Here is a 25316-nt window from a genome sequence, read left to right as displayed (position 1 = left end):
ATGGGAATAGCGGCAGTTTCTCTTCAATCATTCCGATAAATCAGCCAGAAAACAAGGGGGTTAAATCTTAAGAAACCAGAATTTTCATAGGAGCGTTAATTCGTTCATGGGATGAGCTGTATTGTTGGGAGCTAGGTTTGAGAAGTGACGGGGGGCTGGATTGTCCTGAAATTGGGTCGATCGCAGACAGAAAATTGGGTCGATCGCGGACAAACCTCGATAAAATCAGACCCCAAAATTGATTGAGTCGCAGGATAATCTATGATCTACCCGCAATCTACCGGCCCTGTTCGGTCAATGGTGATGATGGATGCCTTCAACTGCAATGCCTTCAACTGCAATGTCTTCAACTGCAATGCCTTCAACTGCAATGCCTTCAACTGCAATGCCTTCAACTGCAATGCCTTCAACTGCAATGCCTTCAACTGCAATGCCTTCAACTGCAATGCCTCCGACCCGATTATTTTCCAATGTAGCGTTTACTGCAGGGCAACTTGGCCATCACCCAGGAAGTGTCTTGGGTGCAACGGCCTTGGTCGCAGGAACCACGATCGGAGCGGGGGTGTTAGCTTTGCCAGCAGTGACCTTGCCCGCTGGGGTAATTCCTTCTACGATCGCGCTCTTGCTGGCTTGGTTGTATGCCGTCATTTCAGGATTGCTGATTGCGGAAGTGAATTTGCAGATGATGCACCAATCCGGTGTGCCAACGCTGGGCTTTTTGTCGATGATTGAACAGACCCTAGGTAAAGGCGGCTCTAGGATTGCAGGTGTTGTCTATCTATTTCTGCACTATGCGCTGTTAGTGGCCTATATTGCTCAGGGTGGCGAGATCCTATTGTCAGCGCTCACAAAATTGAGCCCGTTCATTCCCATCGCCGCGATCGCGAACTTGGTGACCACCTTGGCCTCAATCCAGTGGTTAGGAACCGTTGTCTTTACGGGCATATTTGGGGGAATTCTTTTTTGGGGACGATCGCAGTTAGTTGAACGAGTTAATAATGGCTTAGTGGCGATCGTGGTGCTGTCGTTTTTGGGATTATTAATCCTGGCGATCGGGCAAGTGCAGATCGAACAAGTGGTGTTCCAGGATTGGACAGCCTTGCCCCCCGCAATTTCTGTGATGTTGGTTGCATTATTTTTTCACAATGTCATTCCCGTAATCACCACTCAACTAGAAGGGGATTCCCAGAAAATTAAACGCGCGATCGTAGTGGGTTCAGGCATTCCACTCCTAATGTTTCTACTCTGGAATGCAGTGATTCTCTGTAGCCTCTCACCGGAAAGCCGAGCAACGGTGCAATCAATCCAGGGTAGCTTCGACCCCTTGAAACTATTGCGAGAAGGCGGAGCAGGCAATGCCATTGGCGTCATCGTTTCCATTTTTTCTGAATTCGCGATCGTGACTTCCTTTGTTGGGTTTGTCTATGGCCTGCTTGATTTCTTTCAGGATGCTTTTCAAATCAGAATAGAGCGTCCCAAACAACGACTTTCTCTGTATTCACTAGTATTATTCCCTGCATTGGGGATTTCGACGTTTAATCCTGCAATTTTTCTGACAGCATTGGACTATACCGGAACCTTCAGTATTTCTATTTTAGGGGGTCTGTTGCCAGCGGCGATGGCTTGGAAACAACGATCGGCCCAGCGATCATCGGCCAGTCTCCCATTGCTCGTACCAGGGGGAACGGTGATGCTAATCACCATGATTGGCATTGCTGGAATTATTTTCCTTCGTCAATGGTTATTAGCCTAGGGGTGATTGTCTGATTCTAAGTTGGCTATATGTTTAAAAAGTGATAAATAGATTATCTGCTGATGAGAATTTTGTGGGAAACTACTTCTGTGGTTGCAGGTGTGAAAGTGTAGGGGGAGGCGCGATCCGTGATGAATAGCAATGCGCTTGCGGAGGAATGGCCAACGTTTTCGATGATTTTGGAAACCGAGAATTTGGCCACTGCCGATCCGCAAGGTTTAATGAAGTCATTAGCGTCCCTAGCGTCCCAGAATCCCTCGCCCAGCTTGGCCAATGAGGTTTTGCTGATCGACAGTGGAGATACGCCTGCGGAATTACTCGCCAACTTGCAACAGCAATACCCTTGGTTACTGGTGAAATCTGCGCCTCTGAACACAGAATACTATGCGGCTAAAATGTTAGGTGCGGAGTGGGCAACAGGGGAAATAGTAATCTATTACGACTCTGATTGTGTTTACGATCGCCAGTGGTTACACAGGTTACTGGCTAGTTTTCGTAATCCTGACGTGCAAGTTGTTGCTGGGGAAACCACAACCAATGGCGTTGGCATTTATCGAACAGCCATGGCGCTGACTTACATTTTCCCCCAGTATTCAGGGGCGTCCGAATTGCAACCCGTTTCCCAATACTTTTTAAACAATGTGGCGTTTCGTCGATCGTTTCTCTTAGACAATCCCATTCCGACCAATCTGCCACTCTATCGCGGGAACTGTGTGCTCCATGCCCAGAAGTTATTAGCTGCGGGACACACAATTTGGCGAAATCCCCAAGCCCGATCGCTCCATGCTCCCCCCAATGGCTGGAATCATTTTTTTTGGCGCTTTTTATTGATTGGCCATGATTTGTATTGGCAAAAGCAATTGCTGGCAGAGAACCCGCAATCTACTCGATCTTCCCAGGCTCTTACGCTGCACCGATCCGAGCACCAATCCGATGATCCAACCATCAGTGATCGGGGTAAATTGGCGATTTTCCGCGATCGAGTCAGCAAGATGGTGAAGCGCGATCGTCGCCATGCCTTTTATTTGCCCTTGTGTTTTCCGATCGTTATTCTTTCTGCACTGCTCATCTATGCTGGCTATCTCATAACGGTACGACGCCCCCATTATCTGCTGCAAGCCTTTAATCGTGCGGCGGTTGGGCATTAGTGATTAAGGTTGTTGACTTGCCATTTAACTTGTAATTAACGCAAGTTAAATTGGGGATTGCTCAACTTAAATAGTCGATCGAAAAAAGTTCTCCCATAACTTGTGGATTCTGATATGATATCCCTAGAAATAGAAAGTCTTTTTGATTAGCACATCATTAACATTGATCAAATTAACTTGATCAAACTAAATTGATCAAATGCATTGAATGTCCTTGAGTGTGCTTTTAAGCGGCAGTGGCGCTACAGACTTTGGGTTTAGTCCGCTGTTTAAGTAGCAATTCTAAGGGTAGGGTTGGAATTTCGTCCAAGGTCACTACATTCATTTCGTCTAGCGATAGGTGAGGATAATTGGAAAACTCCTCAACAAGATGTAGCTTGATGCTGTACCCGGTGCGAATGTCCCAAAACAGGTTAGAATCAGCGTCTACTAATGTCAGTCGCTGATTGAGTAAAATTTTCTGAATACGCTCCAATCCTCTAGATGTGACTAATAAATCAATCATCTGTATCCGTTGGCTATAGCCATAGAGGGCAAGGGCCGCAGCTCCCGTGACAACATGACGAATTTCCATCCGGGCAAGTGTTCTGGAAAGAAAAAGTAAGGCATCTAGTAAATTCCCCTGTTGCACATAGACGCTGCGAGGCATCGACAAGAATGCTGTCATGGGCAAAGCCTCCATGCTTTCGATTGGATTGTATAAGGAGATGAACGTAATTTATCTGAGGGGTTGAACCCTGTAGGGGCTTTAACTTAATTTACTTACGATCGTTGAATGGCCTGCAACATCCATCTGGGCGAAGTGTGAGTGGATAATACGCAAATTCCCATGATGAGATAAGTCCTGTGCAGACTGGCTATTTTGAAAAATTCAAACGGGTATAACCCTGTTTTGGGGTCAATACGCTAAATTCTTGGGTAAATTGTTAAATTCTTGGGTCAAGACTATAAGTCTGAAATCCAGTAAGCTTGAAATCTGGCTTATAGTGCAAACAAACTAAAAAATTACTTTATAGATATAAAGATATCTTTGATCTTCAACCTTAACATTCTTTTCATATTCCGTGGGTATCACAAGGAACAAAGAGCTTTGACTGAAATGCTTTCCTGTAAAGGGTTGGGTAAAAAGGGTTTAAATTTCGTGAATTAAGCCATCCTCCTGAATCTGTAATTTACGACCTCGCCAAAAAACCTGCCGACCAAAGCAGCCGACGAGCCAAACGATAAAGCTCAGGCCATCCCGTAAAGGAAGTACCCATAGCCAACTCAATAATTTGGGAGCGCCCATGGATAAAATTGCGATCGCAGCTTGTCCATAACGCAAAGTGAGTGTAGCGATGCTCACTATTATCACCCAATCGTGGTATCCCTGCAAGAGGAGTAAAGGAAGGCAATAAATGGGTCCGTAACAAAAGGCGATTGTGTAATAAATGCTACCGCGATTAAAGCGAATTGTCCGTGACCACCGCAATTCTCGCTGATAAACATCTCGCAAACGTTCGCGGCCTGTATCGGATTCCATAATTAGGTGAGACAGTTCTACCCGATAGCCTGCTGCTGCCACTCGCTTACCCAAGTTATAGTCGGAGCCAATTCGATTTAGATGCAAGCCCCCCGCCGCTTCCAGGGTCGATCGATGCAGTGCCATGGTCATGCCGATCGCAAACCGTAGCCCCCCATCCATGGCACGGGCAATCAGAGCACTGGGAATGAAGTCACAGCAACGGCCTAGGGAGGCGATCGCGGCTCCTAAATGTTGGGGCGATCGGGCAATAAAGGCACAGGTAATCATCCCGACTTGACCGTTTAATAGGGGCGAAACCACCGTTTGGATATAGTCTGGTGCCACCCGAATATCGCTGTCTGCCAAGATCAGCCAATCGTATTGGGCTTGTTCGAGTAGATAACTGAGGGTACTATCCTTGTGATTAGCGCCGCGCGGTGTCAGTCCTGGGAAGATGCGCACGCGATCGGGATAGGCTTTTTGTAATTCGTAAAGTAGGAGGACTGCTGGATCGTTGAAATCGACCACGCCAAACAGAATTTCATAGCGATCGCATTGTTGATGGCAAAGGGAAGTCCAATTCTCCCAAGCACCTGCATCTAAGCCACAAATGGGAACCAAAATAGAAACTTGGTTGGCCACTGGGTTAGCTACTAGGTTAGCCCTGTCGTCTACGGGCTGATTGTCTACCGGGTGCTTTCTGTTTTGATGGGTATTGACGGGAGCCTTACGGAAGAAATCCCAGGTGAATGCAATGCAAGCAAGGTAGAAAACAATCGATCCTAAAATCAGAATCAACAAAATCCCTTGCAGGCTCAACAACAAGCCCGATCTCAGTGCGATAGATCCCAGTACGACAGCGGTCATGACCGATCGATTCCCCCCAGCAAACGCCCTTCACTCTACCAAATTTTGGGGTTGTTCTCAGTTTGGCTCAATCTGCGTTTTAGGCTGTCCCGTGAGCCGATATACTAGAATTCCTGAGAGTTCAGAGTAAAAGTTCAGAGGACATTTGCGGAGAAGGTGCTATGGTCAGCGAAGTGAAGTTGGTTACGGGATGCGGTGTGCCATTGGTGGGTAATGATGTAGACACCGATCGCATTATTCCAGCTCGGTTTCTCAAGTGTGTCACCTTTGATGGATTGGGTGAACATGCCTTCGCGGATGATCGGGTACAACTGAACGGGCAGCATCCCTTTGATTTACCCCAGTACCAGGGCGCAAATATTTTAGTCGTGAATAACAATTTCGGTTGTGGGTCATCGCGAGAACATGCGCCGCAAGCCATTGCTAAGTGGGGCATTCAGGCGATCGTGGGCGAAAGTTTTGCTGAAATTTTCTTTGGCAACTGTATCGCATTGGGGGTGCCCTGTGTGACGGTGACGCCAGATGTGGCTAAAACCTTGCAAGCGCAATTGCAAGCCGATCCCAAACGTGCATTGACGGTGGATTTGGAGGCTATGCAAGTCACCTGCGGAGAGTTTGTTGCACCGATCGCGATGAACGAAGGGCCACGGCAAATGTTTGTGACTGGCCAATGGGATGCCACTGGACAACTGGTTGCCCAGGCAGAAAACACCCGCCAAGTGGCCGATCGTCTCCCCTACATTGCATGGCAGGCCAGCTAGGGGTTTGGTTACCTTAAATTCGTCACCTTAGGGATTTGCAAAGAAATAATATCCCCTCTTCATTCCCCTACCCTCCTACCCTTTTACTCTCCTACCCCTACCCAATTGGGATTTTATTTATGCGCTGTTCCCTTACACGCTGACGAATAACCAGGAAGAAAGTAGTGGATGTAGTGGATAGGGTGGGGTGACTGGGAACTGACCTTGCACACTGACCTTTTACCAAGTGGTAAAGGGATTTTTGACCAGGTAGGAGTTGTAATAACGTCGATCGCCCGAGACTTCGCGGCCAATCCAATCCGGCAGAACCACCTGCTGGGCTTCATCCTGCAATTCCACTTCTGCCAAAATTAACCCTTGGTTTTTTGCTAGAAATTCATCTACTTCCCAGATCACCTCGCCTTGGGGAATTTTGTAGCGAATTTTTTCAATTTGCGGTTGTTCGCACACCTCATCCAGTAATTCCTTTGCGCGATCGCGGGGAATTTCAAACTCAAACTCTGTGCGGGAGAGGCCCACCGTTTTGGTTTTGATCGTTAAGAACCCCTGACTGCCTGCAATGCGAAACCGAATGGTGTGATCGGCTTCTGTGCTTAAAAATCCCTCCCGATAGGTGATGCCCGCCTGTTCCCAGGTGCGCGACTTGATACAGAGGGTTTCTAACATTGCGATCGCATCATGAATCGGGATGGAAAATTCATACCCCGTGTCTGGCAATGCTGTGGAAGCAGAGGTAATCGCAATAAAGCCACTGGTGCGGACAGGGGTTCCCATGGTATGTACCCGCACGACATGGCCTCGCTCACTGCGTAAGTAACCTTGACGATAGAGAACGCCCTCTGCTAATCCACGCCAGTGATCATTGCAGGTCAGAAATTTTCGTTCAATCTCCTGTGCCATGGCCATGCATGCGTTCCGTAAGGTGTAAAAAAGCATCTACTTCTGCGGCAGTGGGTTGGGCTGCGATCGCGCCCGCACGGGTGGTGGTTAAGGCTCCGACCGCCGAGGCATAGACGACCATATGGTGAGCCATCTCCGCATTCTCTAAAACAGCATCACCTAGTTGACAAAGTTGGTGCAAAAATCCTGCGGTAAAGCTATCCCCTGCACCAGTAGTATCGATAACGTCGATCGTAAAGGCAGGAATATGCCCTTGGTGACCACGAATCCAGTAGCTACATCCTTTTTCCCCAGCGGTCATGAGTACGGCTTGCAACTTGGGAAAGCGATCGGCGATCGTCTGTAAATCCTGGGTTTGAAATAACCAGTCTGCTTCGTCGTCGGTAAGCTTGAGGTAATCCGCTCGATCGAGCAGATCCCTAATTAAGGCTGGTGCGAAACTGGCATCCTTCCAAAAGACAGGCCGCCAGTTGACATCCACGAAAACTTTGCGGTTAGCTCGCTGCATCGCTTCCACGGCATGGACGATCGCCGCTGCACTGTGGGGTTCCGCAAGGCCAAGGGTGCCAGTGACTAGATAATCAGCGGTCGTGAGCCAATCTAAGGGAATCTCGGTCGCATTTAACTGGGTGTCTGCAAAGTCGCTAGTGTCGATGTTGTCCCGAAAGGCTGCGAATTGGCGATCGCCGTCTGATGATCGCACCACCATGACAGATCGGGTCGGTGCGGTTTCATGGCGCTGAATGGCGGTGATATCGACGCCGATCGTCTCTAAAAGCTGAACTAAAAGGCGGCCTGCCTCATCCTGCCCTACACAGCCAATAAATCCAGCAGGGGTATCCAACTTGACCAACGCGCAGGCAACATTGGCTGGAGCGCCACCAGGATAGGATGTCCATGATTTCACTTGGTCGATGGGCAGACCTGGTTGATCTGCGATGCAGTCAAATAGGATTTCTCCCAGACACAAAACGCACGGCATTGGTCATTTACCTAAAACTTACAACTCAATTCCCAGCAATGGACTGGCTTTTAAATCAGTATTATTAATTTTCTCTGCATCATGCCACAAATTACTCGCAGATGGAGGGAAACCTAGAATTTTTGTGGATTCCTTCAAATTCGCCTTAGAAATTGTCAAGGTTCCAGTTACAAAATTGATTAAAAGTTGCTCCCAATTTTGGATGTGCCCCTCAGACTTCACTAATATAAATTACAGTTTTTCCCGTCTCTCAGCTGGCTATGGTTTTGATTGCGCCCACAATATTGCGCTCATCATACAGAAGCGGTTGAGTACAGGGATGGTTGAGTCTAGAGGCGGTTGAGGCTAATTCTTGCATTCAAGGGCACGATCGCTGAATAAGATCGATTATGGTGAATCCTGCAACGTCAATGCAAATAGCATCTGGACAATAGTTACTAGAAAATGATCCGAAACGTAGACAACACAGGTTTAAAATGATCTAGTAATTTCGAGTTAGATAAAATTAGAGGAACCCTAGATCAATATTGAGTTCTAGATAAGCAACACTCAATACATTATTCTCAATGCATCAGTTGCTCAATCTTGAAACATCAGTTGATGCATTGAGAATGATGGATAAAATCTGTTCTCAATTCTGCTCGATAGCGCTTTTGGTTAAAAGACAGAGGTTGCAGAATGCTGGCTTAGCAAAACTGTGTTGGGTTGATTAAACAGCGGTTGGACAATCCTGCTCCAACAATCCGTGCTTGATCCAATTGACCTCAAAGCGATTTGCCTCAAACAGCCACCTTAATTACCTACCTCGCTGAGTCCAGAGTCCGGTAAACATCATTAACATACCACCCAAAAAAATTGCGCTCGCAAGTCCGACAGGTAACGCGATCGACCAATCAATATTTTCCATGGTAACTACTACTATTGTAACTGTGGTACAAACTTAAACAACACGGCGGAACTAACACGGTGGGACTAACACAGTGTGCTCAACTCTTATTCAATTAAGGGCTTTCTAACTCGGTGGTGGTGAGCACTTTGGTAAAACAATGGAGTAGGTATTGTCCTCTTTTTTATACTGAATACTATCCCTGTACTATCCACTGCTCACCGCCCACCACCATTCAGGCGATTCACAAGATCAGAGTCATCTCACAATTCTTACTCTTCGTCTTCAGCATCCACTTGGTGCAACTTGATATGCTTCCGGCCCAAGGTAATTTCAAACTCATCCCCAGGTTTGAGTTGCATTTGCCGTGTATAAGCTGCACCAATCAATAAATTGCCATTGGACTGAACGCTGATGCGATAGCTGGCATTGCGGCCACTGCGTCCGGCATTCCCCTGTTTACTATCCAAGATGATTCCAGATGCTTCAATCACAGCATTCTGAAACTTCATTAAATTGACCCGTTCCGCACCTGCTTTGGTTAATGTGACATAGCCACATTCCCGCGCTTTTTGCTCCTTGCTGAGATGTTCCAATTCCCGTACCCGCTTCAACAAAGCTTCTCCAGTTAGCGGCTCAGTATTCTTTCTCTTTCTAACCATTCAATCGCATCTAACCTCGCAATATAGTTGATCTCAACCTTTCTCTACTTGATCTGAAACTATTCGAGTTCAAAACTTGAGAGAAATCAAGATAGAGCAAATAGTGATGTCAATCAATCCAAATTAATAGAGAACCTGAAATTGGAAAACTACAGAACGTAGAACTCAATCCTTTGTCTACTATTAACCCTTGAATAATATTACATTTTCACCCATTCGACACAGAATTGATAAGTCACGCCCAAAATTCCTAATCTTCGTAAAATCTCAATCAGGGAGAATTCAAGCCTTGCAGGACTGTTATTAGTTAAGTTGGGTCTTCTCAGTCAAACGCTAGATCGAACAGATGAGCTCATTCTAACCAAAAATTAATGCTGCTTCTATTGGAGAACAACGATCGTACGAAAACGATTTCACTAAAGTACTCTCATTAATCAGAGCTGAACTGAGAGTCTTGATGGGTTTAGATAGCCTATCATCAGATTCGATTTCTATCATCAATGGAAAGGCATGTATTCTGATACGTTGCTATTAGCGAATGGGAATCAGCCTCCTTCGGTGGTGCAGGTAGTCAAAAGTGGGGGCGAATTTAATTTTCGTAAATTTGGTTTTGGTCGATGCGTTGAGAAGGGGAGTGGTTCAGTCTTTCAGTCTTGGACACATTGTTCAAGAACTCGATCGCAAGGAACAATTTTCCAGGAGAAATTCCCTACTTGCCATGGTGCTACTGTTACAACCGAACTCGGTAGTTGCCGATGGGTTGAAGTTGTTCATTCTAAATGCTTGCTTTTATGAGTGATGCTAAGGGCTCAGATCCGTAAATTGTGATGTAAGTGCCTCGAAAGATTATGGGCAATATCACGTTGCTAAAACAACTGCAAAAAATCCTCTCTTCTTGTGATTACTGAGCGATCGCGCGAACAGAGAACGCTCTGGTTTACAAAGAGCGTTAGTAAACGTTCGATCGGGCTTTCTATTTTGTAAGATAATTGCCCTGACCTTCCATTGAGCTTGTTTGCTATGGCTGCCTACCCAGTTTATCCCGTCCTTTGGAATGGCGATCGTGTCACGCTGATTGACCAGACACGCATTCCCAACGAATTTAGCGTTGTTGAAATTAGCCGATCCGATGATATGGCTCAAGCCATTAAAACGATGATTGTACGGGGTGCTCCGGCGATCGGCGTGGCAGCGGCCTTTGGAATCTGCCTAGGTGCTCGGGAAATTCAAACCCAGGATCGCGATCGCTTTTTGCAAGAACTTGAACAAATTGCTGCAACGCTACGAGCGACGCGCCCCACGGCGGTTAACTTGTTTTGGGCGATTGATCGCATGATGAAAACCGCCCGACAAACCCTTGGCACAGTTGATCATTTACGGCAAGTTCTGGTGGAAACAGCCCAAGCGATCAACCAGGAAGATCTCGCCACCTGCCAAGCGATCGGGGATCATGGCCTCGCAGTGTTGCCCCCCACCCCTCAGAAATTACGCCTGCTCACCCACTGCAATGCGGGAGCCTTGGCCACCGCTGGTTATGGTACAGCCCTAGGAGTTGTGCGATCGGCGTGGCGGGATGGGCGGTTGGAACGCTTGTATGCTGACGAAACCCGGCCACGGTTACAAGGTGCTAAGTTGACGGCCTGGGAATGTGTGCAGGAAGGGATTCCCGTTACGGTGATTACGGATAGTATGGCTGCCCATTGTATGCAGCGAGGGATGATCGACGCGGTGGTCGTTGGGGCCGATCGCATCGCGGCCAATGGAGACGCTGCCAACAAAATTGGTACCTATAGTTTGGCGTTAGTGGCCCAGGCCCATAACGTACCGTTCTATGTTGCTGCGCCATTGTCCACGATCGATTTCAAAATTGCCAGTGGTGAAGAAATTCCGATCGAAGAACGGGATGCCAGCGAAATATATCAGATTGGCGAAACGGTGATTTGCACCCCAGGGGTGGCGTATTACAATCCTGCCTTTGATGTCACTCCTGCTCGTTTCATTGCAGGCATTATGACTGAATTCGGCGTCTTTGCCCCCGCTGACCTGAAGGACGCCCTATTCCATAGGCAAGCCGTTTGATGGGAACTTGACTGGAAAAAGTAGTAAATTGTAAGTGCCCCATCCTTGGGTCAAGATTTTCAGAAAAATCGTCAGAACAGGATGGGGATCAGCGAATGAGCCGTCGATAGAATGGGTATTTATTCACTGAGAAAACCATTAACCAAATCGGTAACCAAACCCGCGCACAGTCACCAAATATTCTGGATTGCTGGGGTCGTTTTCTAGCTTTTCTCGCAACCAGCGAATATGAACATCAACGGTTTTACTATCACCAATGAAATCATGACCCCAAATCCGTTCGAGGAGCTGGTCGCGCGACCAAACCCGTTTACGATGGCGCATGAACAATTCCAATAACTTGAATTCCTTAGGAGATAAGTTAACCTCTTGGCCCTTGACCAGTACCCGACATTCCTGGGGATACATGACAATGGTTTGAAAGACGAGGGTGTCGTCGGGAACCGTAGGTTGAAATTGTTGTTGCCGACGGAGCAATGCTCGACACCGAGCCACTAATTCCCGCATCCCAAAGGGTTTCGTCATGTAGTCATCGGCTCCAATTTCCAAGCCCACGACCCGATCGGTTTCTGTCCCCTTTGCACTCAGCATCAAAATCGGTATGCTACTGCCCTGTCGCCGAATCAACCGACACAAATCTAGACCGTTGATATTGGGCAGCATTAAATCCAGAATAATTAAATCTGGCTGTTCGCGAGTCGTTGTCTGGTTAGCATTCCCATAAACGTTAGCATTTCCACCTGCACCCACGAGGGCTGAAGCCTGAAGAATTTCCAAGGCTGCGCGGCCATCGCTCGCTACGGTGACTTCATAGCCTTCTTCCGTCAATGCTAAGGCGACGGTCTCACGAATGAGTTCTTCGTCTTCGATAATTAGAACTCGACCCAAACTCATGGGACCACTTCAGCGTAACGCCAGCACAATCCTATCACTCAATTTGAGAAATATTATGCATCGATCGCCCCCAAACAAACCCGGATAACCAAGGTTCGATCCAACTTGTTTGGGGAAGAACGGTTGTCTGCTTAAGCTTTGGCCAAATCTTGAATAATAGTTAACGATTCATCAATGTGGCCTTGGAAGTTGAGTTGGGAATTAAAAATATGTCGCACAATGCCTTGACGATCGATGACGTAGGTAACCCGTCCCGGCAAAAGCCCTAGGGTCGAAGGCACCCCGAAAGCTTTGCGGACGGCATTGCCTTCGTCACTGAGTAGGGTAAACGGCAACTGATACTTGCTGGCAAATTGCTGGTGGGAACTGACACTATCCCCACTAATGCCAATGACCTCGGCCCCTGCCTCTTGGAAGGCGGTATAGCTATCGCGAAAGCCGCAGGATTCTTTGGTGCAGCCGGGGGTGTCGTCCTTGGGATAGAAGTAGAGCACCACACATTTCTGGCCGATGAAACTTTGGAGATTCACCGTGTCTCCAGTTTGTGACTTTAAGGTCACTGCGGGAATCGCATCGCCAACTTTGATTGTCATAGGATAACTTGAATGCAGAATTTGAATTGCCAAGAATTGCCAAGCTTGCATGGCAGAACTGAAATTGCAGGACTTGCCTTGACAAGCGTGCTCGCTGTTTATGCTATAGCAATTCGGCAAACCCAACAATTTCGGCAAACCCACCCCCGCAGATCGTGTTTTAACTGTGTAATTTTGAGATCAATCCCTCAGTCCCGCCTAACCCTACAAGGAGATGAACTATTATGGAACCCTTTACGATTGTGCTATCTATCCTGTTAGGGCTAGTGTCACCGGTGGGCGTGGTGGGCGATCGCTTGGCGGCGCAGCAGATCCGTAAACAGTTTAAACAGGTGGAGCAACTAGAGGTGCGGATTGATAATGCACCGAACCATCAGATTTTGCAGGGCAAAGTGAATAAAGTACGGATTGCGGGACGGGGGCTGTTTCCGATCGAGGGCCTGCGCCTAGACACACTAGAAATAGAAACGGATCCAGTCACTCTCAAAGGTCTAAACACGAAATTAGCGAAACCTCTCCAAGCGGGTGTTTATTTCTTTTTGACTGAGGCTGATCTGAACCGGGCGTTGCGATCGCCTGCTGTTACTAATCGGATTAAAAATCTGAGCTTTCGCTTTTTGCAACCGGAAGAAGCAGATCAAGTGGCTCGTTATGATTTAGTCAATCCGCAGGTCAATTTCTTACCAAAGGGGCGAGTACGGTTGCAAACGGAACTGACGGAGCAAGGTTATCCCGATCGTCTGGCAATTGTGGCGGAAACCAATATTCAAGTAATTGCTGGAAAAACCCTCCAATTGACCCAAACGACTCTTACCCTCAATGGTCAACCTGCTCCCAAAGCGGTTGTTGATGCGATCGCTCAGGGCATTAGTCAACGCCTAGATTTACAACGTTTAGAGCAATCCCACATGACAGCCCGGATTTTACAACTGCAAACCGACGATCGGGGTTTAGGGCTAACCACCTTTGTGCAAATGCGTCCCCAATAACGTGATGTGAGTTCGATGAATTCCTGGTACGGCTAGATCGGCGGGCTGCGCAGCAACGATCGAGAACTTTTCCCCTCAAGGCAGTTTGCGCTGGCAGAGCGTCCTCAAAAACGCATTGTTCCCTGCTCGGTCAGGTGACCTCTAGTACTCGGTACCCCAGGGAATTGTCCGTCCCAGGCCAGGGATTTGTAAGGGCCAATCTTGTTTGCGGTTTAAGTCTGCTTTTGTGGCAGTTTAATTTGAATCCAAGCGCCGCCATCAGGATGGTTTTGGGCCGTGACGTTGCCGTGGTGCATTTCCACAATCTGCCGGACGATCGCCAGTCCGAGGCCACTGCCACTGCTGGGTTGGAACGGTTGGATCACTGGATTCGGAAAATTGACTTCTGAAACAGAGGGGCCATGGGCTGTTGGCTCAGTCGTTGGGGCCGATGATGGGTGAAGGGGGGGAGGGGCCGAGCCGGTGGCACTGGGTTCAGAATGGACGACCTGGGATCCTACGGATTGACGAGTTCGTGAGGGATCGGCACGATAAAACCGTTCAAAGACGACGGAGAGATCCATCTCTGGAAATCCCATCCCGCCGTCAATAATATCGACTTGTACCCAGGTGATCGTGCTGGGATTAGCTGGCCCCCAGGTGGGGACGGGCGCAGGGGCTTGCAGAGGGCTAACTACAACGTGAATCGGGCGATCGGGCAATGTATATTTAATGCCATTGTCCAGCAGATTAATCAAAACGCGGTGGAGGCGATTTTCATCTCCTTCGACAATCAGTCGTTCTGGCCCTTGATAGTGAAGTTCGATGCCTTTGGTGCGAGAAATAGGTTCTAAACTGAGCCATGCCGATTGAATGAGTTGGGGCAGATCCACTTGGCTCAGCTTGAGGGGCCGATTTTTGTTGGCTTCCAGTTGACTGAGGTCTAGGATTTCTTGCACAAGGGTGCTGAGGCGAATGACCTCCTTCAGCAAGCGATCGATCCATTGCCGTGAATCGGCATCGACCCGATATTGCAGCATTTCCGCTACGAGGCGAATTGAGGTCAACGGGGTGCGTAGCTCGTGGGCGACATCCGATGTCCAGCGATCGCGCTCCTGGGCTAAGAGGGTCGCTTCTTCCCGATTTTCTAGAATTACCGCCACGCAATCTTCCTGGAGGGGAAAGGCATATCCCCGCAAAGGCCGACTCTGCTTGACTTGCACGTTAGCCACATCCACAGAGACGGGATTAAATATCCATTCCCGTACACAACTTTTTTGTTTATGTCTTGCTTGATCGACCAGTGCATCTAAATCGTAGGATCGCACTAGCTCTAGCAATAATCGCGGGCTGGAACCATCAAAATGTTCAATCTCCAGCAATCTTAATGCTTGAGGATTACACCAAGTGAGTTGATTTTCCTCATCCACTTGCAGATAGCCAATGGGTAGGGCATTAATAATTTGTTGGAGATCGGCCACATTGTGCCGGAGACGATCGCAGCGGTTATGATAGCGCTGCATCGTTCGGGTGATCTGGGACGTGAGGGATAAGTTGAGACTGGCATCAGTTAACTGGTAGGCCCGAGTTAACTGAGCTAGCTTGGCCATCAGCCTTGCCCGGTAAAGGAGGAGTGCTAGCAGGCCGATCGACAGCCCCAGAAAGAATAGAAACACGTGTAGCAAAGAATTTTAAGAGTAATTAACCATAATCTAGCCCTCAGTGTAGCCCAGGATGTCAAAGGAGCCTAGATGGCTGGAATACCTTCTGGGGGATCGTGTTTCCTAGGGCATGGTGCTTTGGATAGATAGGCTTTGTCGCCGATCGGGAATGCAATCACCCATGGAGGGAATTTGGCTGACTGACTGACTCTAATTGCACAGGAGCACAACCCGATAGCCAAGCATCTAACCAGATTGAAGGGAGACGATCGCTAATAATGACCACCTGTTTAGCCGTCAAATTCATACAAGTTACGGCTTCGCGAAATACCCACAACAACGCACGATTGGCGGTGTAAATAATTGGCAGATTCAGGGGCTGACTCCAGTGATGGTCAGAATTGACCTCATTGACTAGGGCAAAGAGTTGCAGTCCTGTTGCTTGAGCTTTGAGAAACCAGTTGCGCACCTGAGGGGAGGCTGATCGATCGAGAGAACCGCTCCAATTCTGATCCAAATCGAGTACCAAGCCGCGAATTCCCAAGGCATCCAGAACTTCTATATCTAATTCAGTGAGCGTTTCAATCCGGGTTGGCAGAGCATTTAAGCAGTGACGATCACTACCATAAAGATGGGCGGTTACAGAACGCGTGGGGTAAAGCATGGGTCTAGCCTAAACTGAGCGGGGGAACTCCAGAAATTCAGTACACAAACTGTAAAGTGCAAAAGGCATTGAAAGCGCAACCTGTAAAGTTCAACCTGTAAAGTTCAATGAATGCCAAAGGACTGATGTACAGGCACGAAGAGAAAGGATTCGTGTCAATCAGTCAGCGCCCGTGTCAATCGGGCATCACCCGTGGACAAATGTGCAATCTACAAATATGCAATCTACAAATGCATAACCTGTAAATGTGCAGCCTATAACTGTTTGATCGATCAGGTGTATAGCCTATAAGTGCGTAACCTATAGATAGCGACTACAGTATGGATGACAGATTGAGTACAGATTGAGTACAGATTGAGTGCTGAGTGTAGACAGGGCCTAAAGGGTCGCGTTAGGTTGGGTAACCTCAATGGCTGACGAAAAACAATCGCTGGAATGGTTCCTTGGGAGAACAGATCATCCAGCACTGGTTACTCTATCCAGACCCATCCGGTCTTTTCGGATTCTCGCCATGATTTTTCCCAGTTCAATTCAGTTTTTGAATTAGCAAACATCAATCCCGTAGCACCCTGACATGAAGAGAACACAAGTTAGAACCGCATAATTCCTGAGACAGGGTTTTCACTCACTCACAATTTTCTCTAGTTAAATCCAGTATAAAACCAACGGTTGAGGGCGATATCCGTATTTTCATCATCTTTACTGGAGCTTTAATAGATCCTTACAGAAAGGCTAGACAATCCTTTGGTAGCAGTGGGTTGAAGCGGTTATTCGATCGTATAAATGACGATCGGAAACAAAAATGACTACCTCCTTGAAAACACGTAGATGCTAGTGTGTTTTTTAATACATAAAAAATGAAGAGTTGAACCAGTTATCAAAGTGGCCTAGGTTAAGCAACTTGGTCAGGTTCCCCCCGTCCAAGGGAGTAAATGCAGTGTTCAACGAGTTAACTAAATATGCTTCGCTCTCTTCAATCCGGTATTTCTCTGTCTTTAGCTCTCGGTCTGGTGGTTGGTGTAACGGCTCCCATGCTTCAGGTGCAGTCGGTCCATGCCCAAAATTCCATTGCATTTTCGGATGTGTCTAATGATTATTGGGCTGCTGGCTTTATTCAAGAGCTGGCTACCAGAGATGTTATTAAGGGGTTTCCCGATGGGTCGTTTCGGCCTAATGAGGCAGTGACTCGGGCGCAATTTGCTGCCATGATTCGCAAGGCATTCAATGCACCCTCCGTTCGAGGAACGACTGCCTTTACCGATGTTTCAACTTCCTATTGGGGCTATCAAGCCATCCAAAATGCTTACACCACTGGCTTTTTAGCGGGTTATCCCAGTGGAGAATTTCGTCCGAATGAAAACATTCCTCGGGCCCAAGCGATCGTCTCTCTATCCAACGGTTTACGTTACACTAGTCCCGACAATCCTGATACCGTTCTGCAAACCTATCGAGATGGTGATAGCATTCCCAATTACGCTCGATCGAGTGTTGCTGCTGCCACTACTCGCAGTATGGTCGTCAACTATCCCGATATTAATCAACTTAATCCTAACCGCGTCGCTACTCGCGCCGAAGTCGCAGCCTTCATTTACCAAGCCCTCAACACCACGGGACAAACGGCGACGATCTCCTCGCCCTATATCGTGGGTTATCGCCCCACCCCCCAACAAATTCGGATTGCTGCTGGAACCTCCATTCCTGTGCGCTATGACCAGGCCGATCGGATTCTCTTGGGGAAAAATGAACCCCAGCCCTCTAACCTGACCGTTACTGTTGCTCAGAATATTGTCACCAGCAGTGGAAAAGTGATTATTCCTGCTGGCAGTCAAGTGGAAGGTCAGCTCGTGGTTTCCGACGGTGCAGCGCAGTTTATCTCTAAGGAACTGGTCATGGCCAATGGAACCCGCATGGCGCTCAGTGCTAGCTCTGAGAAAATCACGGAGATGGAAGTGGTACGGAAAGGAGCCAGCGCTGGCACGATTGTTAAAGATGCGGCCTTGGGTGCGGCTGCGGCTGCCGGAATTGCTGCAGTGACGGGCGATCGCAACATTAAAGCTTGGGAAGTTCTGACTGGCGCAGGGGTCGGTGCGATTGCTGGGGTGACCCTAGGTGGAGATAAGGTTGAGTTAATCTCCATCAAGCCGAATACTGATCTCAATCTAGAACTGAGTCAAGATTTAATTCTTCCTCAATAGAGATTCAGAAGCAATCTAACTGTCCAGGCAACCCGTCCACGATTTTTTACACCACGATCGGTAATATGACCAATAGTGTTGTTCCGTGGACGGGGACTTGATCCAGGTCTTGGGATATCCATCCTTCCGGCTGAGGTGGACTAAAGACCTGGATTTGGCCATTCATTTGATGAATTAATTCTTGGGCGATCGCAAGTCCTAATCCCGTGCCTGGGACTTCGGTATGGGCTTGGATCCCGCGATAGTGCCGCTCAAATAAGTGAGGTAAGTCCTCTGGTGGAATGCCAGGGCCATTATCACTCACCCGGAAGGCTATCTGTTGGGCTTCCTGCGTAACTCGAACGTGGATTGTGCCCCCGGCGGGGGTGTACTTGATGGCGTTATCGATGAGATTGCTGGACACTTCTCGCAGGGCAGATCGATCGACCTTCACCCAAGGTAAAGACTTTGCGATGTCTACTTGGAAAGTTTGATTTTTGTCCTGGGCGATGGCTTGGGCAGACAGCAGAAGTGGTTCCAGAATGCTCTCTACAGAACAGGTTTCCACTTGGAGGCCACCGGTGCCGAGTACGTCCCACATAGGCTCCGGCCTATCCTCCACTGTTGCAGGGCTAAGCATCAAGGAAGAACCCATCGCAGGTGGTAATGCCACCTCGACGACTTCCGGTGGTTCTATGGCCCCTTCCAACTGTTTTAAGAGCTCCTGTAAGCGATCGCTTTCTCGCACAATACTGGCCGCCACATCGCGGTTGCCATCCGTCGTAGCCAGCCGTTTGAGCAAAAGCTTACCAAAGGTGCGTAATGCCGTCAGAGGGTTGCGAAACTGGTGGATCAAGTTATCCATCACCTCTTGGCGATGTTGGCGGTGATGTAATTGCTGTCTTTGTTGATAATCTAGCCATTGTGCCCGTTGATCCACCACACAGGCTAAGGTCAAGGTATTGGCAACCGGCTCAAGTTTTTGCTGTTCTATTTCCAGCCAAGGGCGATCATTTCGCTCAGTGACGAGAAAACCTAGCACAATTTCATCATGGACGAGGGGCAGTACCAGTTGGTGAGGGTGCAAGGTGGTCAAAGAGACATGATTTGCCAGCAAGTCGTCTAAAGGGGGCTGAGGGGAACTTAGGGCGGGCTGAGGAGGCTGTTGGCTCAGGCGGTTCGTTTCTTCGGGAGATAGATCCTGCCCGGCTAGCGAAGGCGGTAATGGTGACCCCAAATCGCTGGAAGTGTGCGCTAACCGCTGCAAAGTTGCTGTTGCTGCCTCTAGGCTTGGAACTGCTGCGATCGCAACTAACTTAGGGGTATCTCCCCCGGCCCAGTCCTCCGCCAAATAGACGGCTCCCAAGGTGATGCCCAAAGACTGGGTCAGCAGCAGCAACTGAGACTGACAAATCGCTACAAATTCCGCGCTGGCTGGCATTAGCATGAAGTTAACCCGATCGAACCTAAATTCTTAACAGAAATGGATTGACTTAAGTATTTGTAACCAGTAATTTAAAGGTATTGGCTGAATTCATATTTTGTAACCTCTGTTACACTTCGTATCAGTTCTTAAGAACAGCGTAAGCTTACAGGGAAAAGATATGTGCCATCGCAACGGCCATTTCGCGAACAATCAGCTTTTGTATAGATGGATTAAAAGAAGTTGAAATTTTAGGCTCAAGTCGATATACTTTCGACGGTTTTGTAACAAGTACTACAACTTGGCAGCTAGGATAAGGAGGTAGAGGGTTTGGCAAGGAGACGCAAGCGTAAGAGTCGGCGACGTCAAGAAGGGCGTAGAATCCTGGAAAGCGTGCCTCAATTTAGCATTGACTGTGGTGACGATAAACCCGTTACCGCAGCTCGCAGGTTCATTCATGCTGAAGGCATTCTTCCCCCCGCCCTGCTTTTAGTGAAACGTAACGAGCATACCACCGATCGGTACTTCTGGGCAGAGAAAGGATTATTTGGGGCTCAGTACGTTGAAGAGAACCATTTCCTTTTCCCTAGCTTACGGCAGTCTGAGGAGGATGCTGAACCCGTTGCTGTTGGTAGCCACGGCTAGAAAGCATCATTTAATTTAATCCATCTAACCTTTGGGAAAGAGTGTAGAGATCACTTTTTCCCTTTTTTATTGAACAAATTGGCGGCAGTCTCCATCCCTCTTAGATTGGGGAAGGATAGCCCGTCGATGGAGCGCAGCGGAATCGACAATCAGCTAAACCCATTTTGATTTTGGATGTATTGCTTCACTCTTTCCAGCAGAACGCTACCCACTGAGGCAGCGTAGTAGGAACTAGACCAAAAGACGGGCTTGCCATAGTAAATTTTCTGCACAATTCGACTGGATGCGCCTTTGAGGCTTGCCACTAATTGAGAGATGTTGTTGTCAGGATGCAAATCAACCATCAAATGCACATGGTCTGGCTCTCCATTAATTTCTAGCATCTTGCTTTGGTTGGCAATGCAGACTCGCTGGAACACCTCAGCCATGGTTTGTATCATTTCCGAGGTGATGATTTTGCGCCGATATTTGGTCACAAAAACCAGATGCAGGTAAATTGATTTTGGTACCTTGACTGCCGTTGCCCTGAGTGACGGCACCAAGATTGAGAACCCTCGGTTCTTCGCCGAAACTCAAGCCCAAATCAAGCAAGCAGCCAAACAGAAACGGCGGAAACGCGCTCCCAACCGAAAACGCAAAATCAGGCACTGGTTCCGTGTTATGAAAAATTTGGGCTGAAACCCTTATTCAGCAAGGGATACAGCCGTTCAAAGGCGTATCCCTCTGAATTGACTAATCATAAGGGATTCGGCGATTTTTCCCACGCGGCGGAACCAGTGCAGCAACAGGCAACTGAAGCAAATTAATTCTGCTTGAGCGTGCTGGGGATGATTTCCGTCACGACGCGGTTATCGCTGCTGGCGGGGCCACCCGTCACCACCACCTGCTGATCCTGTAACCGTCCCCGCGCCTGGGATCCCACCAGGTTAAACACCGGACTGGCCTGCTGGTAAGTCACGTTGCCATCGGCCTCAAATTCTTGGGTGTCTAAATTCCAGGTCAGCCGATCGGCTCCCACATTGGCCTGATTTTTCTGACTGAAACCCCGCACATTGCCGTTGAGATAGGCCATTTTTTCCTGGAGCTTCACTTCCCCTCGATCGGCACTGATCGTCACCTGATCCGTAGCATTCACCACATTGAACGGTTGTGGCGCAGTAATCGTTTGCAGGTCGGTATTCCAGATCAACACATTACTCTTCGCTTGCAAGACCGGCTGCACCATCACCACCTGAGAATTTTGTTGCAGGGAGGCAATTTTAGTTTTCAGGTTGTATTCCGCCTTGTCCGCCGTGGCCCGATCGATCTGGTTGTTGCTGCGATAGCGATCGATTTGCACGGGGCGATCGGCAGTTACCTTTTCCTCTGCCAATAGCCAAGTCATTTGTTCACTGCGGAGTTGCAGTTTGGGATTTTTCACATCCGCCACAATTTGCCCATTCATCTGCGCCTTGCGGCTACGGCTATAGAATTTTCCTTCATTAGCGGCAATATTTAACTGCTTGTGGGTTCCGGTGAATTTATTTCTGACCAGCAGCACATCTTCCGAAGGTCGCCATTCCAACTCGTTGCCTTTGATTTCCACCCCATCCTTCAGGTTCACCGCCGTAATTTTGCCCTTGAGGATGATCGACTTGCCGTCTTCAATCACATCACTGCGATCGCCGGAAATCTTAAACACCGCTTTGCCATCTTGATAAAACTCGCCCTGGGGCGCAATCACCGCAGCCAGTTTTTTATCTCGGCTGTAGATAGCTTGCTTAGCCTTGACTTTCCAGAGCAGTTTGCCTTGCTCGTCGGCCTGCTCCAAGGTCAAGTCGTTAAACGTCAAGCTGGGATCAAAGGATTGGGCATCCCGCGCATCTTTTTGGAGCTTATCTGCAGTTCGATTCCCCCCTGGCGCGCAACCCGCCACCAGCAAGACGCCTGCCAATAACCCACACAATACCTGGGATCCTCTCAATGTCCTTCCTCCAATAGCACCTCCCCTAGAATAGACGCTGTTCTGCCCAATTGGTTTCACCACAGACTCCTTCAAACAGAATCAGAGAGTCTCTGCTACTCCTAGGAGCCACAGCACACTCTCTGATCGGTGTTGTCACAAGTTTGATCGCAACTGAGGTTTGACCGGAACTCAGGCTTGTCCGCAACTGATGCCCAGGGCCAGAAATTACATCACGCTTTCTTCTTCTGCTAGCACACCCATGCCAGATAGGGGGCGATAGGTGTAGCTACGGGGGGTCTTCTGAATATCTTCCTTGATGGTGTCTAAATCAATGTAGCGATCGGCAACGTTAATCAAGCTGTCACTGGTCATCGAGCGCAGGCTGACGACTTCTACCCGAACCCCACGGTAGCTCACAGCATTGACTGCATAGGCGAGATCCCCATCGCCACTAACCAGCACAGCCGTGTCATAGGATCCCACCAGTGACATCATGTCTACGGCAATTTCCACGTCTAAGTTAGCTTTTTTGGATCCATCGGGTAGCTGCACTAAATCCTTAGAGATGACGCGGTAGCCATTGCGACGCATCCACAGCAAAAAGCCTTGCTGCTTCTCGTTTGTGCGATCGACGCCAGTGTAGAAAAACGATCGCAGCAGACGAGACCCTGCCGTCAGGCGGCAGAGCAGCTTCGTGTAGTCAATTTCAATGCCAAGTTGAAGCGCTGCATAGAACAGGTTAGAGCCATCGATAAAGATAGCAACTCGACCACGATTTTCGAGAACCTGCTCTGGAGAGAATATGATCTCTCCCTCAGGGTGAACGTTATTGTTCAACACAGTTTCTATACCTCAATTTTTATGCGAGTCATCTGATGCTTCGTAACCGTAACCGGATGAAAGAAAGCACCACTTCCTATCGCATAGGGAACTTCCTGGATCAGCCGCTAGCATCACTATTTGCGGCCATCTCTGGCAATTCGAGCTTTTGGAAGACGGGTTTGGGATCACCAAGGGGTTGCTTACCTGCCAGTATTCCCCATGTTCCATGGGCCGAGTAGGAGATCGACACATCTATTAAGGGAGTTTCACTAAAGTCAACCGAATATCCTAATTGTTGATACACGGAAGTACTGATACTGGGTGTAATAGGCGACAGGAGATAGGCAGCCAACCGAACTGATTCCAGAACAACATAGAGCACTTGATCCGCTTTTTCTCTTTCGCCAGATTTATAGAGTTTCCAAGGTGCTTGATCATCAATATAGCGATTTCCCAGCCGGACAAGGTTGAGAATTGCTTCGCAGGCATCATGGAAGGCCAAGGCGTCGTAAGATGCTGTCACGCGATCGCACAAATCTTGACCTTCCAGCTTCAGAGGATTGTCTAGTTGAACCGTCGCGCTGCTCACATTTGGCACCACACCCTGACAATTTTTTACCGCAAGTTTGAGGGTTCGGTTCAACAAGTTACCTAAATTATCAGCTAGATCAGCATTCAGAGTGTTGACAAAGCGAACTTCTTCAAAGCTACCGTCCTGCCCAAACTTCAGTTCCTTCAAGAAGTAATAGCGCATAGCATCTGCACCGTAGCGCTCGGTCAGCCCTACGGGATCGATCGCATTGCCCGTACTTTTGCCAATTTTGACCCCGTCACGAATGATGAATCCATGACCGAAGACTCGATAGGGCAAAGGTAACTTCGCAGACATTAGCATGGCTGGCCAGTACACCGCATGAAACCGCAGAATGTCTTTACCAATGATGTGGGTATGGATGGGCCACCAATGTTTTAAGGCATTCTCGAGGGTCGGTTCATCGGCATCATCTAGTAAGGCAGTGATATACCCCAGCAAGGCATCAAACCAGACATAGATAATGTGGTGGGGATCAGCAGGTACTGGGAATCCCCAGTCAAAGTTGACCCGAGAAATGGAAAAGTCGCGTAGCCCTTGTTTAACAAAGTTGAGGACTTCATTGCGGCGGGTTTCCGGCTGGATGAACTCCGGACGCTCAGCATAGAGTTTTTCCAAGGCATCCTGGTATTTGGATAAGCGAAAGAAATAGTTCTCTTCATCCCGCCATTCCACTTCTTTGTTGACATGAATGGGGCAGCGATGGCCTTCGAGCAGTTCTTTTTCGTCCTTAAACTCCTCACAGGATACGCAATACCACCCCTTTTGTTGGCTCAGGTAAATATCGCCGTTATCCCAGACCCGTTGAAAAAATTCCCGCACGATCGCGGCGTGACGGGATTCCGTCGTGCGGATGAAACGATCGTAGCGAATATTTAATAACTTCCAGAGGGAGTCAAAGCCTTGGACAATCTGATCACAGTGGGCTTGGGGGGTGCGACCTAGGCTTTCTGCTGTGCGCTGAATTTTTTGGCCATGCTCGTCGCTACCGGTGATGAATCGAACGTCATAGCCACGAAGCCGCTGAAATCGCGCGATCGCATCCGCCGCCATGGTTGGATAGGCACTGCCAATGTGGGGCAAGTCGTTGACGTAGTAAAGAGGTGTTGTGATCGCAAAGGTCGATTGAGCGGTTCCTTCAAAAGTCATAAGCCAATTGTTTAACTAAACCCCAAGGTATTAAAGGTATCAATAGTTTTCTGGATTGGGGTAAGACCCAGACCCAAAATCCCACAAAAGAGAACGCTTGAACCGACAACTCATGTTTATTTTGCTTTCTTTATCATTCTAAACAGTGAGCTGTTTGTCTTTGGCGGTTCATCTTAACAATAAAAAACCATGCCCGTTACCGCGCATGGCCTTACATTAAATACCGATTTGGGGCGTGCTTTGT

Annotated in this window: 22 protein-coding genes; 7 read left to right on the top strand and 15 right to left on the bottom strand. The window is 48.4% G+C overall.

Annotated features, from left to right (window positions below; genetic code table 11):
* Window positions 1–294 precede the first annotated feature (294 nt).
* On the bottom strand, window positions 295–471 hold the full coding sequence (locus ACN4EG_RS08350) for a hypothetical protein (RefSeq protein WP_431628877.1): 177 nt from the start codon (window positions 469–471) through the stop codon (window positions 295–297).
* Here ACN4EG_RS08350 and ACN4EG_RS08345 point away from each other — a divergent pair.
* Both ACN4EG_RS08345 and ACN4EG_RS08340 read left to right on the top strand, forming a co-directional pair.
* A complete protein-coding gene (locus ACN4EG_RS08345) occupies window positions 446–1753 on the top strand; it encodes an amino acid permease (protein ID WP_431628876.1) in 1308 nt (435 codons plus the stop codon). The genes ACN4EG_RS08350 and ACN4EG_RS08345 overlap by 26 nt on opposite strands.
* 131 nt (window positions 1754–1884) lie before the next feature.
* Entirely contained in the window at window positions 1885–2901 is a 1017-nt protein-coding gene (locus ACN4EG_RS08340) for a glycosyltransferase family 2 protein (protein WP_431628902.1), read from the top strand.
* 226 nt (window positions 2902–3127) lie between these two features.
* On the opposite strand, the gene ACN4EG_RS08335 is transcribed toward ACN4EG_RS08340, so the two are convergent.
* Together ACN4EG_RS08335 and ACN4EG_RS08330 are read right to left on the bottom strand one after the other, a co-directional pair.
* Window positions 3128–3568 carry a hypothetical protein gene (locus ACN4EG_RS08335; RefSeq protein WP_431628875.1) on the bottom strand — a complete coding sequence of 147 codons (441 nt, stop codon included), beginning with the start codon at window positions 3566–3568 and terminating at the stop codon, window positions 3128–3130.
* Window positions 3569–4033: 465 nt separating this feature from the next.
* Window positions 4034–5272 carry a glycosyltransferase gene (locus tag ACN4EG_RS08330; protein WP_431628874.1) on the bottom strand — a complete coding sequence of 413 codons (1239 nt, stop codon included), beginning with the start codon at window positions 5270–5272 and terminating at the stop codon, window positions 4034–4036.
* Window positions 5273–5433: 161 nt separating this feature from the next.
* Between ACN4EG_RS08330 and leuD the strand changes: the two genes are divergently transcribed.
* On the top strand, window positions 5434–6033 hold the full coding sequence (gene leuD, locus ACN4EG_RS08325; RefSeq protein ID WP_431628873.1) for a 3-isopropylmalate dehydratase small subunit: 600 nt from the start codon (window positions 5434–5436) through the stop codon (window positions 6031–6033).
* 219 nt (window positions 6034–6252) lie between these two features.
* On the opposite strand, the gene ACN4EG_RS08320 is transcribed toward leuD, so the two are convergent.
* From ACN4EG_RS08320 to ACN4EG_RS08310, 3 genes are all read right to left on the bottom strand, one after another.
* The gene (locus tag ACN4EG_RS08320; RefSeq protein WP_431628872.1) at window positions 6253–6933 is read right to left on the bottom strand and encodes a CYTH domain-containing protein; all 681 of its coding nucleotides are present in this window, start codon (window positions 6931–6933) and stop codon (window positions 6253–6255) included.
* The gene (locus ACN4EG_RS08315) at window positions 6917–7915 is read right to left on the bottom strand and encodes a carbohydrate kinase family protein (protein ID WP_431628871.1); all 999 of its coding nucleotides are present in this window, start codon (window positions 7913–7915) and stop codon (window positions 6917–6919) included. The genes ACN4EG_RS08320 and ACN4EG_RS08315 overlap by 17 nt, the downstream gene beginning before the upstream one ends.
* A gap of 1158 nt (window positions 7916–9073) precedes the next feature.
* Window positions 9074–9463, bottom strand: coding sequence for an AbrB family transcriptional regulator (locus ACN4EG_RS08310; RefSeq protein ID WP_431628870.1), 390 nt, complete (start codon window positions 9461–9463; stop codon window positions 9074–9076).
* 1020 nt (window positions 9464–10483) lie between these two features.
* Between ACN4EG_RS08310 and mtnA the strand changes: the two genes are divergently transcribed.
* A complete protein-coding gene (gene mtnA / locus ACN4EG_RS08305) occupies window positions 10484–11542 on the top strand; it encodes an S-methyl-5-thioribose-1-phosphate isomerase (protein WP_431628869.1) in 1059 nt (352 codons plus the stop codon).
* A 138-nt stretch (window positions 11543–11680) separates the two neighbouring features.
* Here mtnA and ACN4EG_RS08300 read toward each other — a convergent pair whose 3' ends face one another.
* Window positions 11681–12436, bottom strand: coding sequence for a response regulator transcription factor (locus ACN4EG_RS08300; RefSeq protein ID WP_431628868.1), 756 nt, complete (start codon window positions 12434–12436; stop codon window positions 11681–11683).
* 131 nt (window positions 12437–12567) lie between these two features.
* Window positions 12568–13029 (bottom strand): peroxiredoxin, encoded by a 462-nt coding sequence (locus ACN4EG_RS08295; RefSeq protein ID WP_431628867.1) that lies wholly within the window; start codon window positions 13027–13029, stop codon window positions 12568–12570.
* Between the two features lie 224 nt (window positions 13030–13253).
* Between ACN4EG_RS08295 and ACN4EG_RS08290 the strand changes: the two genes are divergently transcribed.
* Entirely contained in the window at window positions 13254–14018 is a 765-nt protein-coding gene (locus ACN4EG_RS08290) for an LmeA family phospholipid-binding protein (RefSeq protein ID WP_431628866.1), read from the top strand.
* Between the two features lie 212 nt (window positions 14019–14230).
* Here the strand turns inward: ACN4EG_RS08290 and ACN4EG_RS08285 are convergent, their stop codons facing one another.
* Both ACN4EG_RS08285 and ACN4EG_RS08280 read right to left on the bottom strand, forming a co-directional pair.
* Window positions 14231–15673, bottom strand: coding sequence for an ATP-binding protein (locus ACN4EG_RS08285; protein ID WP_431628901.1), 1443 nt, complete (start codon window positions 15671–15673; stop codon window positions 14231–14233).
* Window positions 15674–15833: 160 nt separating this feature from the next.
* Window positions 15834–16322: a hypothetical protein gene (locus ACN4EG_RS08280; protein WP_431628865.1), complete on the bottom strand. Its 489-nt coding sequence runs from the start codon at window positions 16320–16322 to the stop codon at window positions 15834–15836.
* A 959-nt stretch (window positions 16323–17281) separates the two neighbouring features.
* On the opposite strand from ACN4EG_RS08280, the gene ACN4EG_RS08275 reads away from it, so the two are divergent.
* Window positions 17282–18517, top strand: a complete 1236-nt coding sequence (locus ACN4EG_RS08275; RefSeq protein WP_431628864.1) for an S-layer homology domain-containing protein — start codon at window positions 17282–17284, stop codon at window positions 18515–18517.
* Window positions 18518–18563: 46 nt separating this feature from the next.
* Here the strand turns inward: ACN4EG_RS08275 and ACN4EG_RS08270 are convergent, their stop codons facing one another.
* The gene (locus ACN4EG_RS08270; protein ID WP_431628863.1) at window positions 18564–19943 is read right to left on the bottom strand and encodes a sensor histidine kinase; all 1380 of its coding nucleotides are present in this window, start codon (window positions 19941–19943) and stop codon (window positions 18564–18566) included.
* A gap of 306 nt (window positions 19944–20249) precedes the next feature.
* Here ACN4EG_RS08270 and ACN4EG_RS08265 point away from each other — a divergent pair, with 306 nt between their 5' ends.
* Window positions 20250–20564, top strand: coding sequence for a DUF3155 domain-containing protein (locus ACN4EG_RS08265; RefSeq protein WP_431628862.1), 315 nt, complete (start codon window positions 20250–20252; stop codon window positions 20562–20564).
* A gap of 149 nt (window positions 20565–20713) precedes the next feature.
* Here ACN4EG_RS08265 and tnpA read toward each other — a convergent pair whose 3' ends face one another.
* The 4 genes from tnpA to metG all read right to left on the bottom strand — a co-directional run bounded on the left by tnpA (window position 20714) and on the right by metG (window position 25072).
* Window positions 20714–21103: an IS200/IS605 family transposase gene (gene tnpA / locus ACN4EG_RS08260; RefSeq protein ID WP_431628900.1), complete on the bottom strand. Its 390-nt coding sequence runs from the start codon at window positions 21101–21103 to the stop codon at window positions 20714–20716.
* Window positions 21104–21366: 263 nt separating this feature from the next.
* On the bottom strand, window positions 21367–22527 hold the full coding sequence (lptC, locus tag ACN4EG_RS08255; RefSeq protein ID WP_431628861.1) for an LPS export ABC transporter periplasmic protein LptC: 1161 nt from the start codon (window positions 22525–22527) through the stop codon (window positions 21367–21369).
* Window positions 22528–22734: 207 nt separating this feature from the next.
* Window positions 22735–23349, bottom strand: a complete 615-nt coding sequence (locus tag ACN4EG_RS08250; RefSeq protein WP_431628860.1) for a LabA-like NYN domain-containing protein — start codon at window positions 23347–23349, stop codon at window positions 22735–22737.
* Window positions 23350–23449: 100 nt separating this feature from the next.
* Complete coding sequence (metG, locus tag ACN4EG_RS08245; RefSeq protein WP_431628859.1) at window positions 23450–25072, bottom strand: methionine--tRNA ligase; 1623 nt, start codon at window positions 25070–25072, stop codon at window positions 23450–23452.
* Window positions 25073–25316 lie beyond the last annotated feature (244 nt).

The sequence above is a fragment of the Alkalinema pantanalense CENA528 genome (genome assembly GCF_050753345.1).
Taxonomy (GTDB): domain Bacteria; phylum Cyanobacteriota; class Cyanobacteriia; order Leptolyngbyales; family Leptolyngbyaceae; genus Alkalinema; species Alkalinema pantanalense.
The sequence above is the reverse complement of the archived record's forward strand: the minus strand, read 5'-3'. Positions and strand labels throughout refer to the sequence as shown.